Consider the following 24,841-nt stretch of genomic DNA (forward strand, 5'->3'; position numbering starts at 1 on the left):
GGAACTCCGCCGATGCTGAGTGCTATTCTCGGCATCTTTGCATGGGCGCTGGTAGCACCAATTGTCGCAGGCAGATCGCCGAAACTGGGCGGATGGATCCTGGCCATCGTCCCGGCGGCTCTGACCGTCTGGTTCGCGGGATTCGTCCCCGAAATCGCCGCCGGCGGCGTGGTCCGCGAGGTGGTGCCCTGGATTCCGGGCCTCGACGTCAACCTGTCGTTCTATCTCGACGGCCTAAGCCTGACCTTCGCGCTGATGGTCTGCGGCATCGGCACGCTGATCGTGATCTATTGCGGCGGCTACCTGCATGGCGATCCCATGCTGCCCCGGTTCTTCCTGTACATCCTGGCCTTCATGGCCTCGATGCTCGGCGTAGTGCTGGCCGACAACGTGATCTCGCTGATCGTGTTCTGGGAACTGACCAGCGTCACGTCGTTCCTGCTGATCGGCTACCTGCACGACAGCCCCAAGTCGCGCCGGTCGGCGCTCCAGGCGCTGCTGGTGACCTCGCTGGGCGGACTGGTCATGATGGCCGGGCTGATCCTGCTCGGGATCGTGGGCGGCAGCTTCGAGTTGAGCGAACTGGCCGGGCAGAGCGACCTGCTGCGCGAGCATCCGCTCTATCTCGCGATCCTGATCCTGATCCTGGTCGGCACCTTCACCAAGTCGGCCCAGTTCCCGTTCCATTTCTGGTTGCCCAACGCGATGGACGCGCCGACCCCGGTCAGCGCCTACCTGCACTCGGCCACCATGGTCAAGGCGGGCGTCTACCTGATGGCGCGACTCGCCCCGACCCTGGGCGGGACGGAGGTCTGGATCTACACGCTGGTGAGCTTCGGCGCCTTCACCTCGCTGCTGGGCGCCATCCTGGCGGTCCGGCAGACCGACCTGAAGAGGATCCTCGCCTACACCACGATCACGGCGCTGGGCCAGCTGACCATGCTGATCGGTATCGGCAGCACCTACGCCGTGGAGACCTTCGCCGTCTACCTGCTCGCCCATGCCTGCTACAAGGGCGCGCTCTTCATGGGCGTCGGGGCCATCGACCACGAGACCGGCACGCGGGAGGTCGGCCAGCTCGGCGGCCTGTTGAAGCTGATGCCGGTCACCGCCGCCGCGGTCGGCCTGGCGGCCATGTCCAATGCCGGGCTGCCGCCGTTCCTGGGCTTCCTCGGCAAGGAATTCATGTATTCCAGCACGGTGGGCATGGCCGGGGACGGCATGGCGGCGCTCGGCTGGATCGCCACCCTGGCGATGCTGGCGTCCAACGCCCTGATGCTGGTCACCGCCGGCCTCGTCTTCGTCAAGCCCTTCCTGGGACCCAAGGTCGAGACGCCGAAGCATGCCCACGAGGCGCCGGTCAGCCTGTGGCTCGGCCCCGTCGTCCTGTCCGCGGTCGGCCTGGGCCTCGGCGTGTTCCACGGGGTGCTGGAGCGCCTGTTCGTGGCGCCCGTGGCCGCCTCGCTGGCGGGGCAGGCGGTCGATGTCCACATCTATCTCTGGGGCGGCTTCACCACCCCGCTGGGGCTCAGCATCGTGACCGTGGCGCTCGGCGCGGCACTCTATGTCGGCTGGTCCCGGGTCAAGGCGGCGCTCGACGGCGTCGCGCGCGCGCTGGGCTACGACTCCGACGGCGGGTGGGACCGCATCCTCAAGGGGCTGGTCGGCGTCGCCTGGTGGCAGACGCGGGTTATCCAGTCCGGCTATCTGCGCCACTACGTGATGTTCACCATCGGCTTCACGACTGTGGCGATCGGCGCCACCATGGTGATCCACCGGGCCTTCACCATGCCCTCCGTCTCGGTGCTGGAGGCGCCCTATACCGCCTGGGTCCTGGCATTGACCGTGATCGCGGCGACCTCCGCCGCGGTCGTGGCCAAGTCGCGCCTCGTCGCGATCCTGTCGCTGGGCGTGGTCGGCGTCGTCATCGCGCTGATCTTCCTGCTCTACGGCGCCCCGGACGTCGCGATCACACAATTCATGGTCGAGACCCTGGTGGTCATCATCGTGGCGCTGGTCCTGGCCCGCCTGCCGCGGCTGACCGCGTTCCAGCGGCCCAGCCGGCGAAGCGCCGCCCGCGACGCCGTCATCTCGATCGCCTTCGGCGCAGTCGTCACGGCGGTGATGCTGGCGGTCATCGACCTGCCCATCCCGCTGGACCTCAGCGAGTATTTCGCGACCCGCAGCTATGTCGAGGGCTTCGGCCGCAACGTGGTCAACGTGATCCTGGTGGATTTCCGGGCGGTCGATACCCTGGGCGAGATCCTGGTGGTGGCGACCGCGGGGCTGGGGGCCTTCGCCCTGCTGAAGGCCCGCCCCCGGGGCAAGATGCCCGGGACGGCCCTTCCCCAAACCGAACGGACCGGAGAACGGCCATGATGGACAGCCTGATCCTGAGGACGGCGACCCGGCTCCTGCTCAGCCTGATGCTGCTCTTCTCCTTTTTCATCCTGCTGCGCGGGCACAACGAGCCGGGCGGCGGCTTCATCGGCGGCCTGATCGCCGCCAGCGCCTTCGCGCTCCATTCCATCGCCTATGGTCCCGCCGCCCTCCGCCAGGTGCTGGTCTTCGATCCCAAGGCGATCGTCGGCGCCGGGATGCTGTGCGCCATCGCCGCCGGCCTGTGGTCGGCGTTCCTGGGCGATGCCTTCCTGACCGGCCAGTGGCTGCACTGGGGCGAGGGGGATGCGGCGTTCCATGTCGGCACGCCGCTGCTGTTCGACGTCGGCGTCTTCCTGGTGGTGATCGGCGCGGTGCTGACCATCGTGCTGTCCCTGGAAGAGGAGGACGTGTAGGTGGAAACCCTCATGGCCTTCACCCTGGGATTCATGGCGGCCGGCAGCGTCTACCTGCTGCTCAGCCACAACCTCGTGCGCGTCCTGTTCGGCCTCATCCTGCTCAGCAACGCGGCCAATTTCGTGATCTTCGCGGCCGGCGGCATGACCGAGGGGCTGCCGCCGCTGATCGCCCCGGGCGCCAAGGAGCTGACCGGCGTCTACTCCAACCCGCTGCCCCAGGCCCTGATCCTGACCGCCATCGTGATCAGCTTCGGCCTGCTGGCCTTCGCGCTGGTGCTGGTCTATCGCGGCTACCAGGAGCTGGGCACGGTCGACAGCGACCGGATGCGCCTGGCCGAGCCGCCGCACCCCGACCAGGACATCCCCGAACCCGAGGAGCCGCGCCGCCCCCAGGTCCGGGACGCCTCGCACCGTGTAGAGAACATACGTGAGTCTGTCGGGAGTGAACCCGCCGGGCGTGAACCGGCCGGGAGCGACGCATCGTGAGCTGGTACCTGATCGCTCCCATCGTGGTCCCCATGACGACCGCGGTGCTCGCCATCATGCTGTGGAACAACCGCGCCGCCCAGCGCGCGGTCAGCGCCGCCGGCGCGGGACTCCATCTCGTCAGCGCGATACTCTTGATGGCCCAGGTCTGGCAGGGCGGCATCCTGGCCGGGCAGATGGGCGAATGGCCGGCACCGTTCGGCATCACCCTGGTGGCCGACCATCTCAGCGCCGTGATGGTGCTGATCACCGGCATCATGGGGCTTGGCGTCGGCCTCTACAGCTTGTCCGACATCAACGAGGACCGGGAGCGCAACGGCTTCCACCCGCTCTACCACGTGCTCCTGACCGGCGTGACGGGGGCCTTCATCACCGGCGACCTGTTCAACCTCTATGTCTGGTTCGAGGTGATGCTGATCGCCTCCTTCGCGCTGCTGGCGCTGGGGGCGGAGAAGGAACAGCTCGACGGCGCCATCAAGTACGCCGTGGTCAACGTGGTCGCCACGGTCATGTTCCTGATCGCGGTCGGCATCCTCTACGGCCTGACCGGGACGCTGAACATGGCCGACCTGGCGGTCAGGCTGCCTCAGGTCGAGCAGCAGGGGCTGGTCACCACGGTGGCCGTCCTGTTCATGATCACGTTCGGCATCAAATCGGCGGTGTTCCCGCTGTTCTTCTGGCTGCCGGCCTCGTACCACACGCCGGCCGTGGCGGTTTCCGCGATCTTCGCCGGGCTTCTGACCAAGGTCGGCGTCTATGCCCTGGTCCGGACCTTCACCCTGATCTTCACCGGCGACGTCGCCTATACCCATACGGCGCTGCTGGTGGTGGCCGGCCTGACCATGGTGACCGGCGTGCTCGGCGCCGCGGCCCAGAACGAGATCCGCCGCATCCTGTCGTTCCACATCATCAGCCAGATCGGCTACATGGTGATGGGCCTGGCGCTCTATACGCCCCTGGGGCTGATCGGCGCGGTCTTCTACCTGGTCCACCACATCATCGTCAAAACCAACCTGTTCCTGGTGGCGGGGGTCGCGAAGCGGCTGACCGGGTCGATGGAGCTGAAGAAGATCGGCGGGCTCTACAAGGCGTCGCCCCTGCTGGCGGTGCTGTTCCTGATCCCGGCGCTCAGCCTCGCCGGCATCCCGCCGCTGTCGGGCTTCTGGGCGAAGCTGGTGCTGATCCGGGCCAGCCTGGAGATCGGGTCCTACGCGATCGCCGCGACCGCGATCCTGGTGGGATTGCTGACCATGTTCTCCATGACCAAGATCTGGGGCGAGGCCTTCTGGAAACCCCATCCCGGCGGCGACGTCAGGGTCCTGTCCATCTCGGACCTGACCGCCACCGAGCGGGTGCTGCTGGTCGGGCCGATCGTCGTGTTCGCGGCCCTGACCGTCGCGATCGGCCTCTGGACCCAGCCGTTCCTGGACCTGGCGACCCGCGCGTCGGCCGAGCTGCTGGCGCCTGCCCCCTATATCGAGGCCGTGCTGGGACCCGGGGCGGGATCGCCGGGCGCGCAGCAAGCGGGAGCGCAGCCATGACCATGTTCATGTTCAACCTGGCCCTGGCGATCGTCTGGCAGGCCGTCACGGCCAGTTTCAGCATGGGCGGCCTGATGATCGGGTTCGTCGTCGGCTACGCCGTGCTGTGGATCGCGCGGCCGGTGTTCGGCAACGACCCGTATTTTTGGAAGCTGTGGCGCATCATCGGCTTCTTCTTCTATTTCCTGAAAGAGCTGGTGGTGTCCAGCCTGAAGGTCGCCTGGGACGTGGTGACCCCGCCGATCTATGCCCGGCCGGGGGTGGTGCGGGTGCCGATCGACGCCAGGACCGACCTGGAGATCACCCTCCTCGCCAACCTGATCACGCTGACGCCGGGCACCCTGACGCTCGACGTGGCGCCCGACCGCAAGTCCCTGTACGTCCACGCCATGTTCATCGACGACCCGGAGAAGGTGCGGGCCGAGATCAAGAACGGCATGGAGCGCCGCCTGCTGGAGCTGACGCGATGAGAAGCGACCTGTCGCCCTTCCTCAACTGGTCTATCGAGATCACCTTCATCGTCCTGCTGATATCGATCCTGATCGCCTTCGTCCGGCTGGTCCGCGGACCCTCGCTGCCCGACCGCATCGTGGCGCTGGACCTGCTGACCCTGCTGGCGGTCGGCGTCATCGCCCTGTTCGCGATCCGGGAGGACAAGCCCGTTTTCCTGGACGCCGCCATCGCGCTGGCCCTGGTGGCTTTCCTCGGCACCGTCGCCTATGCCCGTTTCCTGGAACGGCGCGGACGCCATGAACGCAAGATCGAGGAGCCCGGACCATGATCGGCACCGTCCTGGAGATCCTGGCCGGCGTTCTGCTGCTGGGCGGCGCCGCCTTCTCCCTGATCAGCGCGCTCGGCGTCCTGCGCCTGCCGGACGTCCTGATCCGCATGCACGCCTCCAGCAAGGCCGGCACCCTGGGCGCCGGCATGATCCTGCTGGCGGTGGCGGTCCTGTACGGCACCGACGAGATCATCGCCCGCGCCGTCGCCGCCATCTTCTTCCTGCTCCTGACCGTCCCGGTCGCCTCCCACATGATCGGCCGCGCCGCCTACATCACCGGCGTCAAGCTGTGGTCGGGCACCGTGGTGGACGAGGTCCGCGGGGAATACGAGAGCCGCGCCGCCGACCGCCCGAAGGTCTATCCCGAGAACCAATGAGGGAGCTTGCGCGTGGATGCGCGGGTCAAGCCCGCGCATGGAGGAAAAGAACATCCCCGGCTGTCCGGCACGGTTTCGCTCGGACCGCAAAGGCGATCGTCACGGGCGGCGACACTCCCTTTTCGTCATGACCGGACTTGATCCGATCATCCACGTGCAAACTCCATCACGCCGGTTTGCGCGTGGATGCGCGGGTCAAGCCCGCGCATGGAGGAAAAGAGCATCCCCGGCTGTCCGGCAGGGTTTCGCTCGGACCGCGCAAGCGATCGTCACGGGCCGCGACACTCCCTTTTCGTCATGACCGGACTTGATCCGGTCATCCACGTGCAAACTCCCTCATGCCGGTTTGCGCGTGGATGCGCGGGTCAAGCCCGCGCATGAAGGAAAAGAACATCCCCGGCTGTCCGGCACGGTTTCGCTCGGACCGCAAAGGCGATCATCACGGGCAGCGACACTCCCTCTTCGTCATGACCGGACTTGATCCGGTCATCCACGTGCAAACTCCCTCATGCCGGTTTGCGCATGAACGAAAAAGGGGTGCCCCGTAGGTCGGGTAGAGCGAAGCGGCACCCGACATCAACTCGCCGGATTGCGTCGGGTGCCGCTTCGCTCTACCCGACCTGCATTTTTCTCCACGACGGTGAAGCCGTGCCGATCCGTATTCATCCTTGAAAGGACCGGCGGCCCAAACGAAAAATGCGGGCCGAAGCCCGCATTCTCCGCGATCCGACGGTGCGGTCCGGCTTAGAAGCGGTAGCCGAGGCCGACGCCGAAGATCCAGGGGTTGATGTCCACGTCGGCCTTCAGCGCGGTGCCGCCCAGGTTGGCCTTGACGTCGGTGCTCAGCCACAGCTTCTTGACGTCGACGTTCAGCGACCACGGGCCGGAGATCGCGTAGTCGATGCCGGCCTGGAGGGCGAAGCCGAAGCCGTCCTCGTAGCTGATCGAACGCAGCGCACCCTTCGACTCGTTGTAGAAGATGGTGTAGTTGACGCCGGCGCCGACATAGGGGCTGAACCGCTCCTTCGGGGCGAAGTGGTACTGCGCCGTCAGGGTCGGCGGCAGCAGCCAGACACTGCCCAGGTCCAGGCCGTTGGAGGCGTCCACGTCGTGCTTCGTGGTCGCGGCGATCAGTTCCAGGGCGATGTTGTCCGTAATGAAGTAGGAAACGTCGACTTCCGGAACATAGGCGTTGCCGAGCCGGGTGTTCAGGGTGGTGTCGACACCGCCCGCCGTCTTGATGTCGCCGCGCTCGGTCGGGATCACGCCGATGCCGCGCAGGCGGATGTTGATGTCGCCGGCGGCCTTGGGCTTGAAGGCGGCGGCTTCCTGGGCGCTGACCGGGGCCGGGGTGCCGGCGGCGAACAGGGCTGCAGTCAGGGCAGAAACGGCACAGGCGACACGCCAGGAACGAACCATTCTCAGTACTCCATTGTTCTTCGAATTTCTTGGAACGAAACTTCTCTCGTAAGAATGGCTCTCTATCACAATCGGCATATCGTGACTAGAAAGGCATATTTGTTTGGCACGCATACAGTTTGCGTCATGAGCTTTTGCAGCGGGATAGGGGAAAGCACGCCGGGTCGGCGGAATTCGGCGAAAATGGCCGATCGCGCCGCAGCATTTCTAAAATGTATGTTTTTTGTGCAGCAGGGATCAGGATGCACACATAGTAAACGGCTGATCTTTACCGCCCTGATAACTTTGGAGCCCGGTGGTGCGCATCGGATTCGGTAGTTTTTACTATCAAGGCAGACGGCGCATACTGCGTCGGTGTCTTTCGAACCTAATTGCCCGCAATGTGTTTAAGCTGTGACCGAGCACCGAAACGTGCTTCCGCTGCCCCGGTGTTGCCCGCGACAGGGTGACGCTCCCCTTGACCAGAGGTGCTTTCGACATCGTCGCGGGCCGACCAACAAGCAGGAGATCAGACAACCCATGTGTGGCATTTGCGGTGAGATAAGGCTCGATCGAAGCGCCGCCGACGGCAGGGCGGTCAATGCCATGGCCGACGTGCTGGCGCCGCGCGGCCCCGACAGCGCGGGTGCCTTCGCGCAGGGCCGGGTGGCGTTCGGCCACCGCCGCCTCAAGATCATCGACCTGTCCGACGCCGCCCAGCAGCCCATGGTCGACCCGGCCCTGGGCCTGACCATCGTGTTCAACGGCTGCATCTACAATTACCCGGAACTGCGCGCCCAGTTGGAGGGGGAGGGCTACCGGTTCTTCTCCCACGGCGACACCGAGGTGATGCTGAAGGCCTATCATGCCTGGGGGCCACGCTTCGTCGAGAAGCTGTACGGCATGTTCGCCTTCGCGATCTGGGAACGCGAGAGCGGCCGGGTCGTGATGGGCCGCGACCGGCTCGGCATCAAGCCGCTGTATCTGGCCGAGACGCCGGGCATGATCCGGTTCGCCTCGACCCTGCCGGCCCTGGTCGCCGCGGGCGGCATCGACACCGACATCGATCCGGTGGCGCTCCACCACTACATGAGCTTCCACGCCGTCGTGCCGGCTCCCATGACCATCCTGAAGGGCGTGCGCAAGCTGCCGCCCGCGACGCTGCTGACCGTCGAGCCCGACGGCACGAAGCGCGAGGAGGTCTACTGGACCGTGAATTACGGCCCGCGGGCGGGTGACGGGAGCCTGTCCGAGAGCGACTGGCAGGACCTCGTCCTGGAGACCCTGCGCAAGGCGGTGGAGCGGCGGCTGGTGTCCGACGTGCCGGTCGGCGTGCTGCTGTCGGGCGGGCTGGACAGCTCGATCATCGTGGCGCTGCTGGCCGAGGCCGGGCAGCACGGCCTCCAGACCTTCTCGATCGGGTTCGAGACCGTCGGCAACGAGCGCGGCGACGAGTTCCAGTATTCCGACATCATCGCCGAGCGGTTCGAGACCGACCACCACAAGCTGTTCGTGGACAGCAGCCGGACCCTGCCGGAACTTCAGAACTGCGTCCGCGCCATGGCGGAGCCGATGGTCAGCCACGACGCGATCGGCTTCTACCTGCTGTCGCAGGAGGTGGCGAAGCACGTCAAGGTCGTGCAGAGCGGGCAGGGGGCCGACGAGATCTTCGGCGGCTACCACTGGTATCCGCCCATGTTGGAGAGCCGCGACCCGGTGTCCGACTATGCGCGCGTCTTCTTCGACCGCGACCAGTCGGAGATGGCCCGGGTGCTCGATCCGCGCATGCTGGGCGACGACCACAGCCGCGCCTTCGTCGAGCGCCACTTCGCCCAGCCCGGCGCCGACCGGCCGATCGACAAGGCGATGCGGCTCGACACCAGCGTCATGCTCGTGGATGACCCGGTCAAGCGGGTGGACAACATGACCATGGCCTGGGGGCTGGAAGGCCGCGTCCCGTTCCTCGACCACGATCTGGTCGAGCTGGCGGCCCGTGTCCCGCCCGAGCTGAAGATCGCCGAGGGCGGCAAATACGTGCTGAAGGAGGCCGGGCGCCGAGTCGTCCCGTCGGAGGTGATCGACCGGCCCAAGGGCTATTTCCCCATGCCGGCGCTGAAATACCTGCGCGGACCGTACCTGGACCTCGTCCGCGACGTGCTGAACGAACCCAAGGCGCGGCAGCGCGGGCTGTTCCAGCGGGACTACGTGGATCGCCTGCTGGCCGAGCCCGACAGCCACATCACGCCGCTGCGCGGTTCCAAGCTCTGGCAGGTCGCCCTCTTGGAATTCTGGCTCCAGACACACGGCATCTGACCATGACCCAGCCTCCCAACCCAAGGTCGCAGCATCGTCTGGAGCGGCGCAATGCGCCGTCGCTCCGCAACTGGTACTCGCGCGACCAGCACCATCCCGACCAGACCGGCTACGAGGAGAACGCGACGGTCGATTGCGGCTGGGGCCGGCTGCTTTTCGCCCACACCTTCCCCGACCTGCCCGAGCTGGCCAAGGCGCTGCGGGAGGAGACGCAGGGCCGGCGCGACATCGCGCTGTACCTGCGCGATCCCCACGTGGCGCTGTCGCTGGCGCCGCAGGAGCTGTTCCTCGACCCGTCGCACACCTACCGGCTCTGGCTGGAGAACTACCGGCCGAGCCGGCGCCGGCCGCGCGGCTTCACGGTGCGCCGGCTGCGCACGGTGGAGGATGCCGAGGCGATCAACCGCATCTATGCCGCCCGCAACATGGTGCAGGTCCCGCCCCACTTCTTCCACGACAAGCGCAACAGCCGGGTGCTCACCTATTTCGTCGCGGTCGACCAGGCGACCAACAGCGTGATCGGCTCGGTCACCGGCGTCGATCACGGGCGCGCCTTCAACGACCCGGAGAACGGCTCGTCCCTGTGGTGCCTGGCTGTCGATCCGCAGGCCTCGTTCCCCGGCATCGGCGAGAACCTGGTCCGGACGCTGGCCGAGCATTTCCAGGCGCGCGGCCGCAGCTTCATGGACCTGTCCGTGATGCACGACAACGTCAATGCCATAGCCCTCTACGAGAAGCTGGGGTTCCAGCGGGTGCCGGTGTTCGCCTTGAAGACGAAGAACTCGATCAACGAGAAGCTCTATGTCGGGCCGCCGCCCGACGAGACGCTCAATCCCTACGCCATGATCATCATCAACGAGGCCCGGCGCCGCGGCATCGGGGTGGACGTGGTGGACGCCGAGGGCGGCTACTTCGCGCTCAGCTACGGCGGACGGTCGATCATCTGCCGGGAGAGCCTCAGCGAATTGACCACGGCGGTCGCCATGAGCCGCTGCGACGACAAGGCGGTCACCCGCCGGCTGATGGTCAAGGCGGGGCTGAGGGTGCCGGCCCAGCAGGCGGCCGGCAAACCGGAGGACGACGCCGCCTTCCTGGAAAATCACGGCTCGATCGTGGTCAAGCCGGCGCGGGGCGAGCAGGGCAAGGGCATCACCGTCGACGTCCGCACGCCGGAAGCGGTCGCCAAGGCGGTGGCGGAGGCCCGAAACCACGCGGAGACCGTGCTGCTGGAGCAGTTCTTCCAGGGCGACGACCTGCGGATCATCGTGATCGACTATCGCGTCGTGGCCGCGGCGATCCGCCGGCCGGCCGAAGTGACGGGAACCGGCGAGCATACCGTCCGGGAGCTGATCGAGGCCCAGAGCCGGCGCCGTGCCGCCGCGACCGGCGGCGAGAGCCGCATCCCCATGGATGCCGAGACCGAGCGCTGCGTCGCCGCCAACGGCTTCTCCATGACCGACGTGCTGCCGGAAGGACAGGTCCTGCCGGTCCGCAAGACCGCCAACCTCCACACCGGCGGCACTATTCACGATGTCACGGACCGCCTGCACAGGACGCTGGTGGATGCCGCCATCGCCGGCGCCAAGGCCTTGGATATACCCGTGGTCGGTTTCGACTTCCTCGTGCCGTCGGTGACCGAGCCCGACTATGTCATCATTGAGGCGAACGAGCGGCCGGGCCTCGCCAATCATGAACCTCAGCCGACGGCCGAACGTTTCGTTGACCTTCTGTTTCCCAATACCAAGCTACTGTCCAATGGATAGAGATAACGAAGCGAGAAGCTCAATCTGATGCAAGGCATACCTTCCGATAGGCCGCAGGCGGTGGCTTCGAACCGGCCTGACGGCCAGGCGCCCCTGCCCCCGGCCCGGCCGGCGATCGACATGGATTACGTCCTGTCCATGCTGGAAAGCCTGCTGAAGATCCCGAGCCCGACCGGCTACACCGACGAGATCGTGCATTTCTGCGGGCGCGAGTTGAAGCGGCTGGGGATTCCCTTCGAGCTGACCCGGCGCGGCGCCATCCGCGCCGACATCAAGGGCCGGCTCAACAGCCCGGACCGGGCGATCGTCGCCCATGTCGACACGCTGGGCGCCCAGGTGAAGGGCCTGAAGTCCAACGGTCGGCTGGAGGTGGTCGCCATCGGCACCTGGTCCGCCCGGTTCGCCGAGGGTGCCCGCTGCACCATCTTGACCGACCACGGCTCCTACCGTGGGACGATCCTGCCGCTGAAGGCGTCGGGCCACACCTACAACGAGGAGATCGACACCCAGCCCGTCGCCTGGACCAACCTGGAGGTCCGGGTGGACGCGGTCTGCTCCAACACGGCTGATCTGATCCGGCACGGCTTCAATGTCGGCGACTTCGTCGCGATCGACCCGCAGCCCGAGTTCCAGCCCAACGGCTTCATCAATTCCCGCCACCTGGACGACAAGGCGGGCGTCGCCGTGCTGTTCGGGGCGGCCAAGGCGGTGATCGACTCGGGCGTGGAATTGCCGGTCGATTGCCACCTGCTCCTGACCATCTCCGAGGAAGTCGGGTCCGGCGCCTCGTCGGTCCTGCACGGCGACGTGGCCGAGATGGTCTCCATCGATAACGCGACCCCGGCGCCGGGGCAGAACAGCCGCGAATCGGGCGTCACCATCGCGATGGCGGACAGCACCGGCCCGTTCGACTATCACCTGACCCACAAGCTGCTGGACCTGTGCTCCGACCACGATATCCGGCACCAGCGCGACATCTTCCGCTTCTACCGGTGCGACAGCGCCGCCGCGATCGAAGCCGGCAACGACATCCGCACCGCCCTGGTCTGCTTCGGCGTTGACAGCTCCCACGGCTACGAGCGCACCCATGTCCACGCGCTGCGCTCCCTGGCCGAGCTGGTGGCGCTCTACATGCAGAGCGACGTCACCTTCGAGCGCGACCGCCATGCCATGGGCCCGCTGACCGGCTTTCCGCACCAGAAGACCGAACCGGCCGAAGCGGCCGAGTAGGCCGCGCCCTCCGTCCCCGGGTACTGCGGCATTCCCGCCGCCCCAGGGGCGTCGGCAGATATCCGCCAGCGTTCGGCTTCTATTTTCAAAGAGATAGCGAATTGTCGCCACCATCCTGCGTTTCGCAGGATGGTTTTTCTCTGCCGGAGTATAAAAAATCTATCCGTTCGGGGAAGGGATTTCCGGCCTCTTGTGTTCTATTTCCCATTCGGTACGAGTTTTACTGAGGCGATGGGTAACTCTTTGTTTGAGTTTTTTGGAAAATTCAAGGGTGTCTCTTGACGATTGAGCCAGGCCTGTTCGGCCAAGGCGCGGTGTCCCGGGAACCCGATCGATCCCAGCTGCTGGCGCGCTCCCTGACCCGGCGGCTGCGGTTCGTGGCAGTCCTGACGGTGGTCTTCGTATCTGGGCTCACCGCGGTCTTCCTGCTGCTGTTCCACGAGGTGGAATCCCGGGAACAGGCGATCCGGACCACCTACGAGGCGCGCGTCGCCCTGGAGGCCCTGCGGGGCGCCTTCGACCTGGCGGCGGTTCCCGAAGCGGAGCGGCCGGACCTCCGCCGCTCGCGCATCGCCGAAGCCGGGGAGGCGCTTTCGACCCTCTCCCTGGTGGCGGCCGACGACGACGCGAACCGCCCGGAACTGGAGCGGCTCGTCCGGTTCGTCCGGGAGAGGCTGGAGGCGCCCGACGGACCCGACGATGCCGACGCCGTCGACCGGCGCATCGAGGCGTTTCAGGCCGACCAGGAGGCGGATCTCCGCGAGCGGGTCGCCTGGATCGATCTGCTGGGCGACGGCGTCCTGTATGGCGGAGGGGCGCTCGGTTTCGCCAAGGTCCTGATCCTGGGCGTCCTGCTCGGCCAGGCGGCCCGCATGGCGCGGCGGGAAACCGACATGATCGACGAGCGGACGATCCTGCTGCGGGAGCTGAACCACAGGGTCGGGAACAGCCTCGCGATCGCGGTCGCGTTCCTTCAGCTCCAGGCGGCGCAGATCAGGGATCCCCGGCTGCTCGGGACCTTCCGGGAAGCCCAGAACCGCATCATGGCGCTGGGCGAAGTCCATCGGCGGCTGCTCCAGGCGGAAGCCGTCACGGCCCTCGACCTCTCGACCTTGCTGCCCGGCCTCGCCGGCGAACTGGCGCGGACGCTGGCGGCCGAGGATCGCGTCTCGGTCCGCGCCGCGCCGGCCGTCGTCCCGGTGGAGACCGCCGTCGCGCTGGCCATCATCATGACCGAGCTGACGACCAATGCCGTGCTGCATGGCTGCCGGGGCGACGCCGGCTGCGACGTCCTGGTCCGGCTCGACTCGGAGGCGGACGGCAGCCTTGGATTGTCGGTGAGGGACTCGGGGGGAAGGCTTCCGAAGGATTTCGACCCGCAGGCGTCCGGCAAGGCCGGACTCCGGATCGTCACCGCGCTGGTGGAACAGGTCGGGGGAAGCTTGAGCTATCGGGCAGACGGTTTCACCGAGGCCCGGGTGCGCGTGCCCGCGGGGCTTCCGTGAGGCCGGCCGGCCCCCGACAGGTCCGGCCGGCCCCCGGCGCAAAGACTCAGAGCGGCATGATCCAGGTCGCTTCGCGGCCCTTGGCGGCGTCCTGGACCCGCATCTGCACGCGCTGGCCGGCTTCCAGCTGCATCAGGCCGCAGCGGCGCAGCACGCTCTTATGGACGAAGACATCCTTGCTCGCGTCGTCGGCGGTGACGAAGCCGAAGCCCTTGTCCGGCTTGAACCACTTGACCGTGCCCGACATCTCGACCTCCGGCCCGCCCGAGGACGCGCCGTAGTCGCTGTCGCCATAGCGGTCGCCGCCGCCGTAACCGCCGCCATAGCCGCCGCGGTCGCTGCCGTAGCGGTCGCCGCCGCCATAGCTGTCGCGGTCGCCGTAGCGGTCGCCTCCGCCGTAGCCGCGGTCGCCGCCACGGTCGCCGTAGCGGTCGCCGCCGGCGGGACGGGCCGAGACGGGCGCGCCGCCGACCACTTCGACGATCCGGGTGACCTGGGGACCCTTCGGCCCCTGGCTGATCGTGCACAGGATCTCGGTGCCGTCGCTCAGCTCCTGCAGGCCTGCCCTGTTCAACACCGAGATGTGGAGGAATGCGTCCGGAGAGCCGTCAACCGGAGCGACGAAACCAAAGCCCTTGGTTACATTGAACCATTTCACCAGGGCCCGAGCCTGGGCGCCATCGTCGAACGACATGGCGTTGTGCTGACTGAAGCGAGACAAGTGTGCAGAACCTTCGAATCCAGCGCCGCGCGCGGTTAACACCTTCGAGGGCAGCACCGGTTGTTCCCCCTGGCTTGCCCCCGCAATGATTTTATGCACAGAAAAATTTGAGTCTCCAGTGTAATTTTTTGTTCACCCTACTCTGTCCGCTGGTTCTTTTCTTCTTTGGACAGACCGGTCCATACGATTTCAGCCGAATTCCGCGAAAAATCGACGGTTCGGGTTGATCTTGACCTTTACGTAAACGGCAATTAGCCTGAAACCACCTGGACCGGCCCGGAAAGCGGAAAGCCCGCTCCCGGGCCGGGGACGGCAAGCGGCGGCGACCCGGAGGGCGCGTTATAAGGCCGCGGCGACGATGGGCAGCAGGGAGACAGATGGAATGGCCGATCCGGCAGCGAAGCTCGCAGAGCACCCGTGGGCGCGTTCGTACCCCGCGGACATCGACTGGAACGCCGAGATCCCGACGGCGCCGCTCCACCGCCTCATGGACGATGCGGTCGCCCGATTCGGCGACCGGCCGTGCATCGACTTCATGGACAAGCGCTACACCTACGCACAGGTCGGCGCCCTGGTCGACAAGGCGGCGAAGGGCTTCCAGGACATGGGCGTGGGGAAGGGCAGCAAGGTCGGGCTGTTCCTGCCCAACACGCCTTACTTCGTGATCTGCTACTACGCGGTGCTGAAGGCCGGCGGCACGGTGGTCAACTTCAACCCGCTCTACGCCGAGCGGGAGATCGCCAAGCAGATCGAGGACAGCGACACCGACATCATGGTCACGCTCGACCTGGCGGTGCTCTACGGCAAGATCGCCAAGATGCTCGGGCAGACCCGGCTGAAGCGGGTCGTCGTCGCCCGCATGGCCGACATCCTGCCCTTCCCGAAGAACTGGCTGTTTCCGATCGTCAAGCGCAAGGACGTCGCGCGCATCCCGTCCGACGACCGGCACCTCGCCTTCGCCAGGCTGATCGCCAATGCCGGCCGGCCCGCCCCGGTGGAGATCGACCCGGCGGAGGACGTGGCCGTGCTCCAGTACACCGGCGGGACCACCGGCGTGCCCAAGGGCGCCATGCTGACCCACGCCAACATCTACGCCAACGCCATCCAGTCGCGCCTGTGGTGCACCGACGCCAAGCCGGGGCAGGAGCGCATGCTGGGCGTGCTGCCGCTGTTCCACGTCTTCGCCATGACCGGCGTGATGAACCTGCCGCTGGTGCTCGGCGCCGAGATGGTGCTGGTTCCCCGGTTCGAGCTGGACACCGTGATCCGGCTGATCCAGTCCAAGAAGCCGACGCTGTTCCCCGCGGTGCCGACCATCTACACCGCGATCGTCAACCACAAGGACATCGGCTCCTACGACCTGTCGTCGATCCGCTTCTGCCTGTCGGGCGGGGCGCCCCTGCCGGTGGAGGTCAAGCACGCGTTCGAGACCAAGACCGGCTGCAAGCTGGTCGAGGGCTACGGCCTGTCGGAAAGCTCCCCGGTCGCCACGGCCAACCCGATGTACGGGGTCAACAAGGCCGGCTCGATCGGCATCCCGCTGCCCGGCACCGTGATCGAGATCGTCAGCCTGGACGACCGCTCCCGCCTGGTTCCCCTGGGCGAGAAGGGCGAGGTCTGCATCCGCGGCCCGCAGGTGATGAAGGGATACTGGAAGCGCCCGGCCGAGACCGCGGACGCGCTGGCCGACGGCCGCCTGCATACCGGCGACGTCGGGTACCTGGACGAGGACGGCTACACCTTCATCGTCGACCGGATCAAGGACATGATCCTGTGCGGCGGCTACAACGTCTATCCGCGCAACGTGGAGGAGGCGATCTACCTGCATCCCGCCGTCGCGGAATGCGTGGTCGCCGGCGTGCCGGACCCCTACCGGGGCCAGACCGTCAAGGCCTATGTCAAGCTGACCGAGGGCCACGGGCTGACGCGCGAGGACCTGACGGAGTTCCTGCGCGACAAACTGTCGCCCATCGAGATCCCCAAGCACCTGGAGATCCGCGACGAGCTGCCGAAGACCATGATCGGCAAGCTGTCCCGCAAGGCGCTGCTGGAGGAGGAGGAAGCCCGCCGTTCCAGCCGTCAGGTCCCGGAGGGCTGACGGCAGGACCGGAGAGGGGCGGGGGCGTCGGTCAGCGCATCGCGTAGCGGGATGCGCTGATCACCGCCTGGGTGCGGTTCTTGACGCCGAGCGACTTGAAGATCGCGGTCACGTGGATCTTCACCGTGCCCTCGGACAGGCCCAGCTCGTAGGCGATCTGCTTGTTGGACTTGCCCTCGCGCAGGCAGCCCAGCACGTCGCGCTGGCGCTGGGTCAGGCTGACGCCGGGGGCCGGCTCGGCCACGACGGCGTGGTCGCGCGGCACGCTGGTCAGGCCGCTGGTCCCGGACGCGTTCATCAGGGCGTGCGGCACGTAGACGCCGCCGGCCAGCACCAGCTGCAGCGCGCTGACCATGATCTGGACGCTCGACGACTTGGGGATGAAACCGCCGGCGCCGTGCTCGATCGCCTGCCGGGCGTCGGCGCCGCTCTCGGACGCGGACACCACCACCAGGGCGGTCTTGGGCAGCAGCGCCTTGATCTGGCGGATGCCGTCGAAACCGGGCCAGCCCGGCATCTGGAGGTCGGTCAGGATCAGGTCGGGCGGCTCGCTTCCCGAGCATTGCGCCATGACGTCCTGGTAGGTCGCCGCCTGGATATAGTCTGCGTCCGAAAAAATCTGCTCCAGCAGACGATTCAGTCCTTCGCGGAACAGCGCGTGGTCGTCCCCGATCAAAATACGCATCTCTTTGCCCCTTTCCCGTTTTGGCCCACTATCGCATACGCAATTATGAGGTATCCACGTTCGGAAGCATACTATTTTGTTCGTTAATAAACTCTGCCAATCCTACTTGTGCAATTTTATCATAGGAGGGTTGGTTAATGTGGCAGTTAAATCACAGATTAATGCAGCCAAAGGAATATGCCTGTAGTCGGGAGGATATCGGATGGGGCTGATTTTATCTTATGATCATATCTCTTCGGTCATAGGGGCGGGCAGGGGGAACGGCCGGGTCATAGGCGGAGATTCGACGTCCCGGCCCAGGAGTCGCAGTATTTCGGCCGGTTCGACCGTTCCTGCGCGGGATTTGAACAGCCCGCGCACCGTCGCGTGCGCCGCGACTCGGCCGTCCATCGACTCGATGCGGTGTTCCATGTAGACCCACTTCGCATCCCAGCCCAGCACGCGGGTGTGCAGCCTGAACCGCTCGAACGGCTTCAGCGACCGCCGGAACCGGACGCTGGCCCCGCCCAGCACCGGCATCCAGCGGTTCCTGATGATCGGCCGCGCCAGCCCGCAGCGGATCATCAGGTCCATCCGGCCGAGATCCATGATGGTCAGGTACCGGCCGTTGTTCATGTGCAGGTTGACGTCCAGGTCGTTCGGCCACACCCGGAACGTCAGGACCGACTCGTCCATCAGGTCCCGCCGCCGCCCGAACAGGGCGGCCAGCAGGACCTTGATCATGCGGAAGACCAGGTTCATCTCGGCGCCGCCCTCAGAAAGCGTCGGCGTCCATGTCCATCAGCACCTGGGAGCCGGCCATGATGGTCAGGAACAGGCCGTTGACCTGGGGCAGCAGCTTGGTCATGTAGAACCGCCCGGTCTTGACCTTGCTGTCGTAGAACCCGGCGCGGCCGTCCGCCTCGGGCAGCTTCTCCTTCGCCGCCTTGACCATGCGAAGCCACATGTAGCCCAGCGCCACCAGCGCGAACATCCGCAGATAATCGGTGGAGGCGGCCCCCGCCTCGTCCGCGTTCTTCATGCCCCTCTGGGCGACCAGCGCGGTCGCCTGCTGGAGCTTGCCGAACGCCTTGGCCAGCGGGATCACGAATTCCAGCAGTTCCGGATCCTCCTGGGTCTCCTCCAGGAATTCCGAGACGGGGTGGAAGAACCGGCGCAGCAGCCGTCCCATGTCCTGGGGCAGCTTGCGCCCGACCAGGTCCAGCGCCTGGATCGCGTTGGTTCCCTCGTAGATCTGGGCGATCCGGGCGTCGCGCACGAACTGCTCCATCCCGTATTCCCGGATATAGCCGTGCCCGCCGTACAGCTGCATGCCCATGTTGGTCGCGTCGAACCCGTGGTCGGTGAAGAACGCCTTCACCACCGGGGTCATCAGCGCCACCAGGTCGTCGGCCTCGCGCCGAACCTCCGGGTCGGGATGCTTGATGGACACGTCGATGTTCATGCCGACCCAGGCGGCCAGCGCCCTGCACCCCTCGGTGTGGGCCCGCATGGTCAGCAGGGTCTTGCGCACGTCGGGATGGACGATGATCGGGTCCGCCGGCTTGTCCGGCGCCTTGGCCCCCGTCAGCGACCGCCCCTGGAGCCGCTCGCGGGCATAGGTCACGGCGTTCTGGTAGCTGACCTCGGCGAGGCCCAGCCCCTGGATGCCGACGCCCAGCCGGGCCGCGTTCATCATGGTGAACATGGCGCGCATGCCCTTGTGCGGCTGCCCGACCAGCCAGCCCTTGGCGCCCTCGAAGTTCATCACGCAAGTCGAGGACGCCTTGATGCCCATCTTGTGCTCGATCGAGCCGCACATCACGCCGTTCCGCATGCCCGGCGTGCCGTCCTCGCGCGGCAGGAACTTGGGCACCAGGAACAGGCTGATGCCCCGCGTCCCGGCCGGCGCGTCCGGCAGCTTCGCCAGCACCAGGTGCAGGATGTTCTCGGTCAGGTCATGCTCCCCGGCCGAGATGAAGATCTTGGTGCCGGTGATCGAATAGCTGCCGTCGCCCGACCCGTCGGGCACCGCGCGGGTGCGGATCATGCCCAGGTCGGTGCCGCAGTGGGGCTCGGTCAGGCACATGGTGCCCGACCAGGTGCCGTCCACCAGCTTCGGCAGGTAGGCCCGCTTCAGCTCGTCCGTCCCGTGAAGCGACAGCGCGTTGTAGGCGCCGTGGCTGAGGCCGGGATACATGCCGAACGACAGGTTGGCCGAGCAGATGAACTCCTCCAGGATGAAGTTCACCACATGCGGCAGCCCCTGGCCGCCATAGTCCGGATCGCAGGAAACCCCCGTCCAGCCGCCCTCGATGAACCGCGCATAGGCTTCCTTGAAGCCCGTGGGCGTCCGCACCACGCCGTTCTCGTAGTGGCAGCCCTCCTCGTCGCCGGAGCGGTTGAGCGGCTGGAGCTCGTTCTCGGCGAACTTCGCCCCTTCCTCCAGCACCGCCTCGATCAGGTCGGGCGTATGGTCCTCATGGCCCGGCAGCTCGGCGAGCCTGCCGACCGCGAAGACTTCGTTGAGCACGAAACGGACATCGTCCAGAGGCGCCTTGTAGGTCGGCATGGTTCAAGTCCCTTGGTATCTCGATGGTGGTCTGACCCCGGTTTCCCTCAGTTGCGCAGCGGCTTGCCGGTGGTCAGCATGTGTTCGATCCGGGCGACCGTGGCGCGGCTCCGGACCAGCTTCATGAAGCTCTCGCGCTCCAGCTCCAGCAGCCGGTCCTCGTCCACCTCCTCCGTGATGTCGGTGTCGCCGCCGCTCAGCACCTCGGCCAGCGCGCCCGACACGACGACATCGTGGTCCGTCGCCTTGCCCTGCTGGTGGAACCCGTCCACCGCCATCCGCAACGCAGCCCGCGCAGTCGGCCCCGGCAGCCGCAGCGTCACCGGCTCCGGCGGGGCGTAGTTCTCCGCCAGTTCCAGCGCCTTCGCCTTGGCGTCGGCCAGCAGCCGGTCGCGGTTCATGGTGATGCCGTCGGTCGGGCGCAGGAACATCAGGTCGCGCGCCTCGTCCGCCGACTTCGCCACCTTGGCCATGCTGATCGTCTCGAACACCTGGGCGATCGGCGGCATCGGCCCGCCCGGCCGCTTCCTGTTCAAGGTCGCGCGGGTCAGCATCTCCTTGCAGCCGCCCCAGCCGGGGATCACCCCGACGCCGACCTCGACCAGCCCCATGTAGGTCTCGGCATGGGCCTGCACCGCGTCGCAATGCAACAGGATCTCGCAGCCGCCGCCCAGCGCCATGCCCGACGGCGCCGCGACCACGGGGAAGGGGGCGTATTTCAGCGCCTTGTAGGTCTCCTGTCCCTCCTGGACCGACTGCTCCACCTGCGGCCACAGGGCGATGTTGACCGCGAACAGCGCCAGCCCGAGATTGACGCCGACCGAGAAATTGTCGCCCTCGTTATGGACGACCAGCGCCTTCCACTCGCCCGTGCCGTCGCCGATCATGCCGATCGCCTTCTGGATCAGCGCCATCACGTCGCCGTCCAGCGCGTTCATCTTGCCGGTGAACTCCAGGCACGCGACCCCGTCGCCGATGTCCCACAGCGCGGCCGAACCGTTCCGCTTGATCGGCTTCGACCCGCGCTTGATGTCGGACAGCAGCAGCACGCCCTCGGGCCGCACCACCTCGGCATAGCTCCCGTCCACCGTCAGGAACTCCAGCCTGCCGCCCTCGGTCCGGTAGAATCCCTTGCCCGCGGCCTTCTCCAGCAGCGCCGGCACCGGCTTGCCCTCGTCCCTCAGCGCCCCGGCCAGCCAGTCCGCCCCCAGCTGGTCGATCAGCTCGAACGGCCCGAACTTCCAGTTGTAGCCCAGCCGCATCGCCTGATCGACCGAGGTCACGTCGTCTGCGATCTCCGGCACCAGCGAGGCGGCATAGGCCAGCAGGTCCACCAGCACCCGGCGGGCATAGGTGCCGCCCCGGTCCGGATGCTCGACCAGCGCCCGGAGCCCCTGCTTCGCCGCACCCACGCTCTCCAGCGAAGGTTTCTCCGACGGGCGGTACTGCCCCGTCGCCAGGTCGATCGCCTCCTTCACCCGGCCGCCGCCAGCCTTGTTCAGCCGGTAGAAGCCGCCCTTGCCCTTCCGCCCGGTATAGCCTTCGGCGATCATGCGGGTGAACAGCTCCGGCTCCCGGTGGATCGCCCGGTACGGGTCGTCCGCCGGCAGGGTGTTCAGCAGCGAGCGGCTGACATAGGGCATCAGGTCCAGCCCGACGAGATCGACCAGCCCGAACACGCCCGTCTTGGGAATGCCCATGGGCCGCCCCACGACGGCGTCGGCCTCCTCCACGGTCAGCCCCAGGTCCATCGCCTGGTTGATCGCGGCCTGGATCCAGTAAGTCCCGATCCGGTTGGCGATGAAGCCCGGCCGGTCCTTGCACCGGACCACGCCCTTGCCCAGCCGCACGTCGGCGAAGCGGCTCAGGGCCTCGACCGCCTCGGGCCGCGTGTCCGGCCCGGCGACCAATTCCAGCAGCCGCATATAGCGCGGCGGGTTGAAGAAGTGGGTGATCATGAAGTCCCGGGCGAACCCGTCGCCCCGCCCCTCGACCAAATTCTTCAGCGGGATGGTCGAGGTGTTGGAGGAAACGATCGACCCCGGCTTCCGCACCGCGTCCAGCCGGGCATAGAGGTCCGCCTTGACCGCCGGGTTCTCGACCACGGCCTCGACGATCCAGTCCACCCCGGCCAGCTTCTCCAGGTCGTCCTCGATGTTGCCGGGCGTCACCAGCCGAGCGTTGCGCTTGTGCATGAAGGGCGCCGGCTCGGTCTTCAGCATCCTGTCGATCGCGGTGCGGGCGACCACACTGCGATCATTACCCCGCCCGTCCTTGACCTCCTGCGGCACGATGTCGAGCAGGAAGACCGGAATGCCGGCATTGGCGATGTGCGCGGCGATGCCGCTGCCCATCACGCCGGCGCCGATCACGGCGGCGCTGCGGATTTCCATGGGGGCTCTCCTCCGTTTCCGCTCTTGGCTCAGACCGCTTCCAGGACGGTGGCGATGCCCTGACCGCCGCCGATGCACTGGGTGGACAGCGCGAACTGCCCGCCCTCGCGCTTCAGAAGCTGCGCCGCCTTGCCGGTGATGCGGGCACCCGTGGCGCCCAGCGGATGGCCCAGCGCCAGCGCGCCGCCGTCCAGGTTCACCTTGGCCCCGTCGAAGCCCAGCGCCTGCGCCACCGACAGGGCCTGCACCGCGAAGGCCTCGTTGCTCTCCACGATGTCCAGGTCCTTCACGGTGATGCCGGCCCGCTTCAGCGCCTTCTCGGTGGACGGCACCGGGCCGTAGCCCATGATGGTCGGGTCGCAGCCGGACACGGCGATCGACCTGATCCGGGCCAGCACCGGCAGCCCGTGGGCGCGGGCGAACTCCTCCGACGTGACCAGCGTTGCCGACGATCCGTCGGTCAGCGGGCTCGCGGTGCCCGCCGTGACCGTCCCCTCCGCCAGGAAGGCGGCCTTCAGCGACTTCAGGCTCTCGGCGCTGGTGTCGGCGCGGATGCAGCCGTCCTTGTCCACGATGCCGTCGGGCGTCTCGATCGCCACGATCTCGTCGTCGAACCGGCCGGACTCCTGCGCCGCCGCCGCCTTGCGGTGGCTCTCCACGGCGAAGGCCTCCTGGGCCTCGCGGGTGAACTGGAACTTCATCGCCAGGTTCTCGGCGGTGATGCCCATGGGCATGTAGGCGCCGGGGTTGCTCTCGGCCAGCTTCGGGTTGGGCATCGGGTTGAAGCCCAGCATGGGCACCCGGCTCATGCTCTCGATTCCGCCGGCGATGAAGGCGTGCCCGGCATCCATCTGGATGGCGCCCGCCGCCATGTGGATCGCCTGCATGGACGAGCCGCAGAAGCGGTTGATCGTGGTCCCCGCGACGCTCTGGGGCAGCTCCGACAGCATGCCGACCAGCTTGGCGATATTGAAGCCCTGCTCGCCCTCCGGGAAGGCGCAGCCCAGGATGATGTCCTCGATCTCGTTCGGATCGACGCCGGTTCTCTTCAGCAGGCCGTTGACCACCTGGGACGCCAGATCGTCCGGCCGGATGCGGGCCAGCTTGCCCTTGCTGGCGAAGTGGAACGGCGACCGGACGTACCCGGCAATGACCACGTTCTTCATGGTGCTAGCTCCTCACCGACTGTTCGGATTCTGGTTTGGCGTTTACTTCTTGGTTTTCTTGTCCGGCTCGACGCCGGCGGCATCCAGGTGGTCCAGGATCTGGCGCTCCAGCGCGCGCAGCTCGTGCAGCGTCTGCTTGACGTCCTCCAGCTGGGTCTCCAGCGACCGGATCCGCTCCCGCCCGCGGCCCAGCGCATAGCGCATCTGCTCGATCTGCCTGTCGTCCGTGTCGTACAGGTCCAGGAAGTCCTTGATCTCCGCCAGGCTGAAGCCCAGCCGCTTGCCCCGGCAGATCAGCGTCAGCCGCGCCCGGTCGCGGTGGCTGTAGATCCGGTTCAGCCCGTCCCGCGTCGGCGCCAGCAGCCCCTGGTCCTCATAGAACCGGATCGTCCGCGGCGTCACCCTGAACTCCTCCGCCAGCTCGCTGATCGAGAAGGTCCGGGCGTTGGTGGAGCCGTTGGGCGGATCGATCATGCTGAGCATAGGAGGACACCGCGCAGGGAAACAGGGACCGGGAACCGGGATATGACGTTTACGTAAACGGAAGGTACGCGACCCGGCCCGCCGCGTCAAGCCCGCGATGCCGGCCGCCCAACTCGCCGCCCCCTGCGGAGGGGCGGCGTCCCGCCGCCCAAGGTGCGCGGGACGCGCACCCTCCCAAATGCCGCTTCCCTTAAGGTCCGAACGGATCGCGGCATGCCGCAACAGCCGGATCGATGCGTTGGGCCATGGCCCAACCGACGATCGACGGTCCGCATCAACTCCGCCCTGCATCAAGCCGTAGGTTGGGCCGTGGCCCAACACGACGCGACGCGTGGAACGGCAGGCCGCATGGACCACGTCAACCCGGCAGGAAACCCTCCCGAATCCTACGCCTCGCTCCGAACCAAGCAGGATCATCCGACCCGCCGGCTTCCTCCCACGGCGCCTTTCGCGACAGCGACTCGACCATAGGAAGCATTTTGGCAGATCATTCCTCTATTTATCGTCATGACCGGGCTTGACCCGGTCATCGCTTGCAGACTCCATCAGTGC

The 24,841-nt window shown here is 66.9% G+C and carries 20 protein-coding genes; 12 read left to right on the forward strand and 8 right to left on the reverse strand.

Annotation, left to right across the window (positions count from 1 at the left end; all coding sequences use genetic code 11):
- Positions 1–12 precede the first annotated feature (12 nt).
- The 7 genes from JL100_RS03435 to mnhG are packed head-to-tail and all read left to right on the forward strand — an operon-like array spanning position 13 to position 5,983.
- A complete protein-coding gene (locus JL100_RS03435) occupies positions 13–2,379 on the forward strand; it encodes a putative monovalent cation/H+ antiporter subunit A (RefSeq protein ID WP_202682899.1) in 2,367 nt (788 codons plus the stop codon).
- Complete coding sequence (locus JL100_RS03440; protein WP_228421053.1) at positions 2,376–2,795, forward strand: Na+/H+ antiporter subunit B; 420 nt, start codon at positions 2,376–2,378, stop codon at positions 2,793–2,795. The genes JL100_RS03435 and JL100_RS03440 overlap by 4 nt, the downstream gene beginning before the upstream one ends.
- On the forward strand, positions 2,796–3,284 hold the full coding sequence (locus JL100_RS03445; protein ID WP_202682900.1) for a Na+/H+ antiporter subunit C: 489 nt from the start codon (positions 2,796–2,798) through the stop codon (positions 3,282–3,284). It abuts the gene before it with no gap.
- Complete coding sequence (locus tag JL100_RS03450; RefSeq protein ID WP_228421054.1) at positions 3,281–4,825, forward strand: Na+/H+ antiporter subunit D; 1,545 nt, start codon at positions 3,281–3,283, stop codon at positions 4,823–4,825. The genes JL100_RS03445 and JL100_RS03450 overlap by 4 nt, the downstream gene beginning before the upstream one ends.
- On the forward strand, positions 4,822–5,295 hold the full coding sequence (locus JL100_RS03455) for a Na+/H+ antiporter subunit E (protein ID WP_202682901.1): 474 nt from the start codon (positions 4,822–4,824) through the stop codon (positions 5,293–5,295). Before JL100_RS03450 ends, JL100_RS03455 begins: the two co-directional genes overlap by 4 nt.
- Positions 5,292–5,606, forward strand: coding sequence for a monovalent cation/H+ antiporter complex subunit F (locus tag JL100_RS03460; protein ID WP_202682902.1), 315 nt, complete (start codon positions 5,292–5,294; stop codon positions 5,604–5,606). The genes JL100_RS03455 and JL100_RS03460 overlap by 4 nt, the downstream gene beginning before the upstream one ends.
- Positions 5,603–5,983: a monovalent cation/H(+) antiporter subunit G gene (gene mnhG, locus JL100_RS03465; RefSeq protein ID WP_202682903.1), complete on the forward strand. Its 381-nt coding sequence runs from the start codon at positions 5,603–5,605 to the stop codon at positions 5,981–5,983. Before JL100_RS03460 ends, mnhG begins: the two co-directional genes overlap by 4 nt.
- 744 nt (positions 5,984–6,727) lie before the next feature.
- On the opposite strand, the gene JL100_RS03470 is transcribed toward mnhG, so the two are convergent.
- Positions 6,728–7,402 (reverse strand): OmpW/AlkL family protein, encoded by a 675-nt coding sequence (locus JL100_RS03470; protein WP_202682904.1) that lies wholly within the window; start codon positions 7,400–7,402, stop codon positions 6,728–6,730.
- A 519-nt stretch (positions 7,403–7,921) separates the two neighbouring features.
- Between JL100_RS03470 and JL100_RS03475 the strand changes: the two genes are divergently transcribed.
- The 4 genes from JL100_RS03475 (at position 7,922) to JL100_RS03490 (ending at position 14,192) form a co-directional block, all read left to right on the forward strand.
- Complete coding sequence (locus JL100_RS03475) at positions 7,922–9,694, forward strand: N-acetylglutaminylglutamine amidotransferase (RefSeq protein WP_202682905.1); 1,773 nt, start codon at positions 7,922–7,924, stop codon at positions 9,692–9,694.
- A gap of 2 nt (positions 9,695–9,696) precedes the next feature.
- Positions 9,697–11,457, forward strand: a complete 1,761-nt coding sequence (ngg, locus tag JL100_RS03480; RefSeq protein WP_202682906.1) for an N-acetylglutaminylglutamine synthetase — start codon at positions 9,697–9,699, stop codon at positions 11,455–11,457.
- A 60-nt stretch (positions 11,458–11,517) separates the two neighbouring features.
- Positions 11,518–12,687 carry an osmoprotectant NAGGN system M42 family peptidase gene (locus tag JL100_RS03485; RefSeq protein ID WP_323378396.1) on the forward strand — a complete coding sequence of 390 codons (1,170 nt, stop codon included), beginning with the start codon at positions 11,518–11,520 and terminating at the stop codon, positions 12,685–12,687.
- 278 nt (positions 12,688–12,965) lie between these two features.
- Positions 12,966–14,192 (forward strand): sensor histidine kinase, encoded by a 1,227-nt coding sequence (locus tag JL100_RS03490; protein ID WP_202682908.1) that lies wholly within the window; start codon positions 12,966–12,968, stop codon positions 14,190–14,192.
- Between the two features lie 46 nt (positions 14,193–14,238).
- On the opposite strand, the gene JL100_RS36655 is transcribed toward JL100_RS03490, so the two are convergent.
- Positions 14,239–14,913, reverse strand: a complete 675-nt coding sequence (locus JL100_RS36655; protein WP_323378397.1) for a cold-shock protein — start codon at positions 14,911–14,913, stop codon at positions 14,239–14,241.
- 382 nt (positions 14,914–15,295) lie between these two features.
- Between JL100_RS36655 and JL100_RS03505 the strand changes: the two genes are divergently transcribed.
- Positions 15,296–17,011, forward strand: a complete 1,716-nt coding sequence (locus JL100_RS03505) for a long-chain-fatty-acid--CoA ligase (RefSeq protein ID WP_202682909.1) — start codon at positions 15,296–15,298, stop codon at positions 17,009–17,011.
- A gap of 31 nt (positions 17,012–17,042) precedes the next feature.
- Here the strand turns inward: JL100_RS03505 and JL100_RS03510 are convergent, their stop codons facing one another.
- The 6 genes from JL100_RS03510 to JL100_RS03535 all read right to left on the reverse strand — a co-directional run bounded on the left by JL100_RS03510 (position 17,043) and on the right by JL100_RS03535 (position 24,289).
- Positions 17,043–17,696: a LuxR C-terminal-related transcriptional regulator gene (locus JL100_RS03510; protein WP_202682910.1), complete on the reverse strand. Its 654-nt coding sequence runs from the start codon at positions 17,694–17,696 to the stop codon at positions 17,043–17,045.
- Between the two features lie 225 nt (positions 17,697–17,921).
- Complete coding sequence (locus JL100_RS03515; protein ID WP_202682911.1) at positions 17,922–18,437, reverse strand: thioesterase family protein; 516 nt, start codon at positions 18,435–18,437, stop codon at positions 17,922–17,924.
- Positions 18,438–18,450: 13 nt separating this feature from the next.
- A complete protein-coding gene (locus JL100_RS03520) occupies positions 18,451–20,247 on the reverse strand; it encodes an acyl-CoA dehydrogenase C-terminal domain-containing protein (RefSeq protein ID WP_202682912.1) in 1,797 nt (598 codons plus the stop codon).
- 47 nt (positions 20,248–20,294) lie between these two features.
- Positions 20,295–22,640 (reverse strand): 3-hydroxyacyl-CoA dehydrogenase/enoyl-CoA hydratase family protein, encoded by a 2,346-nt coding sequence (locus JL100_RS03525; RefSeq protein ID WP_202682913.1) that lies wholly within the window; start codon positions 22,638–22,640, stop codon positions 20,295–20,297.
- A gap of 29 nt (positions 22,641–22,669) precedes the next feature.
- Positions 22,670–23,806, reverse strand: coding sequence for a thiolase family protein (locus tag JL100_RS03530; protein WP_202682914.1), 1,137 nt, complete (start codon positions 23,804–23,806; stop codon positions 22,670–22,672).
- 42 nt (positions 23,807–23,848) lie between these two features.
- On the reverse strand, positions 23,849–24,289 hold the full coding sequence (locus JL100_RS03535; RefSeq protein WP_202682915.1) for a MerR family transcriptional regulator: 441 nt from the start codon (positions 24,287–24,289) through the stop codon (positions 23,849–23,851).
- Between the last annotated feature and the right edge of the window lie 552 nt (positions 24,290–24,841).

The sequence above is a fragment of the Skermanella mucosa genome, assembly GCF_016765655.2.
GTDB classification, from domain to species: domain Bacteria; phylum Pseudomonadota; class Alphaproteobacteria; order Azospirillales; family Azospirillaceae; genus Skermanella; species Skermanella mucosa.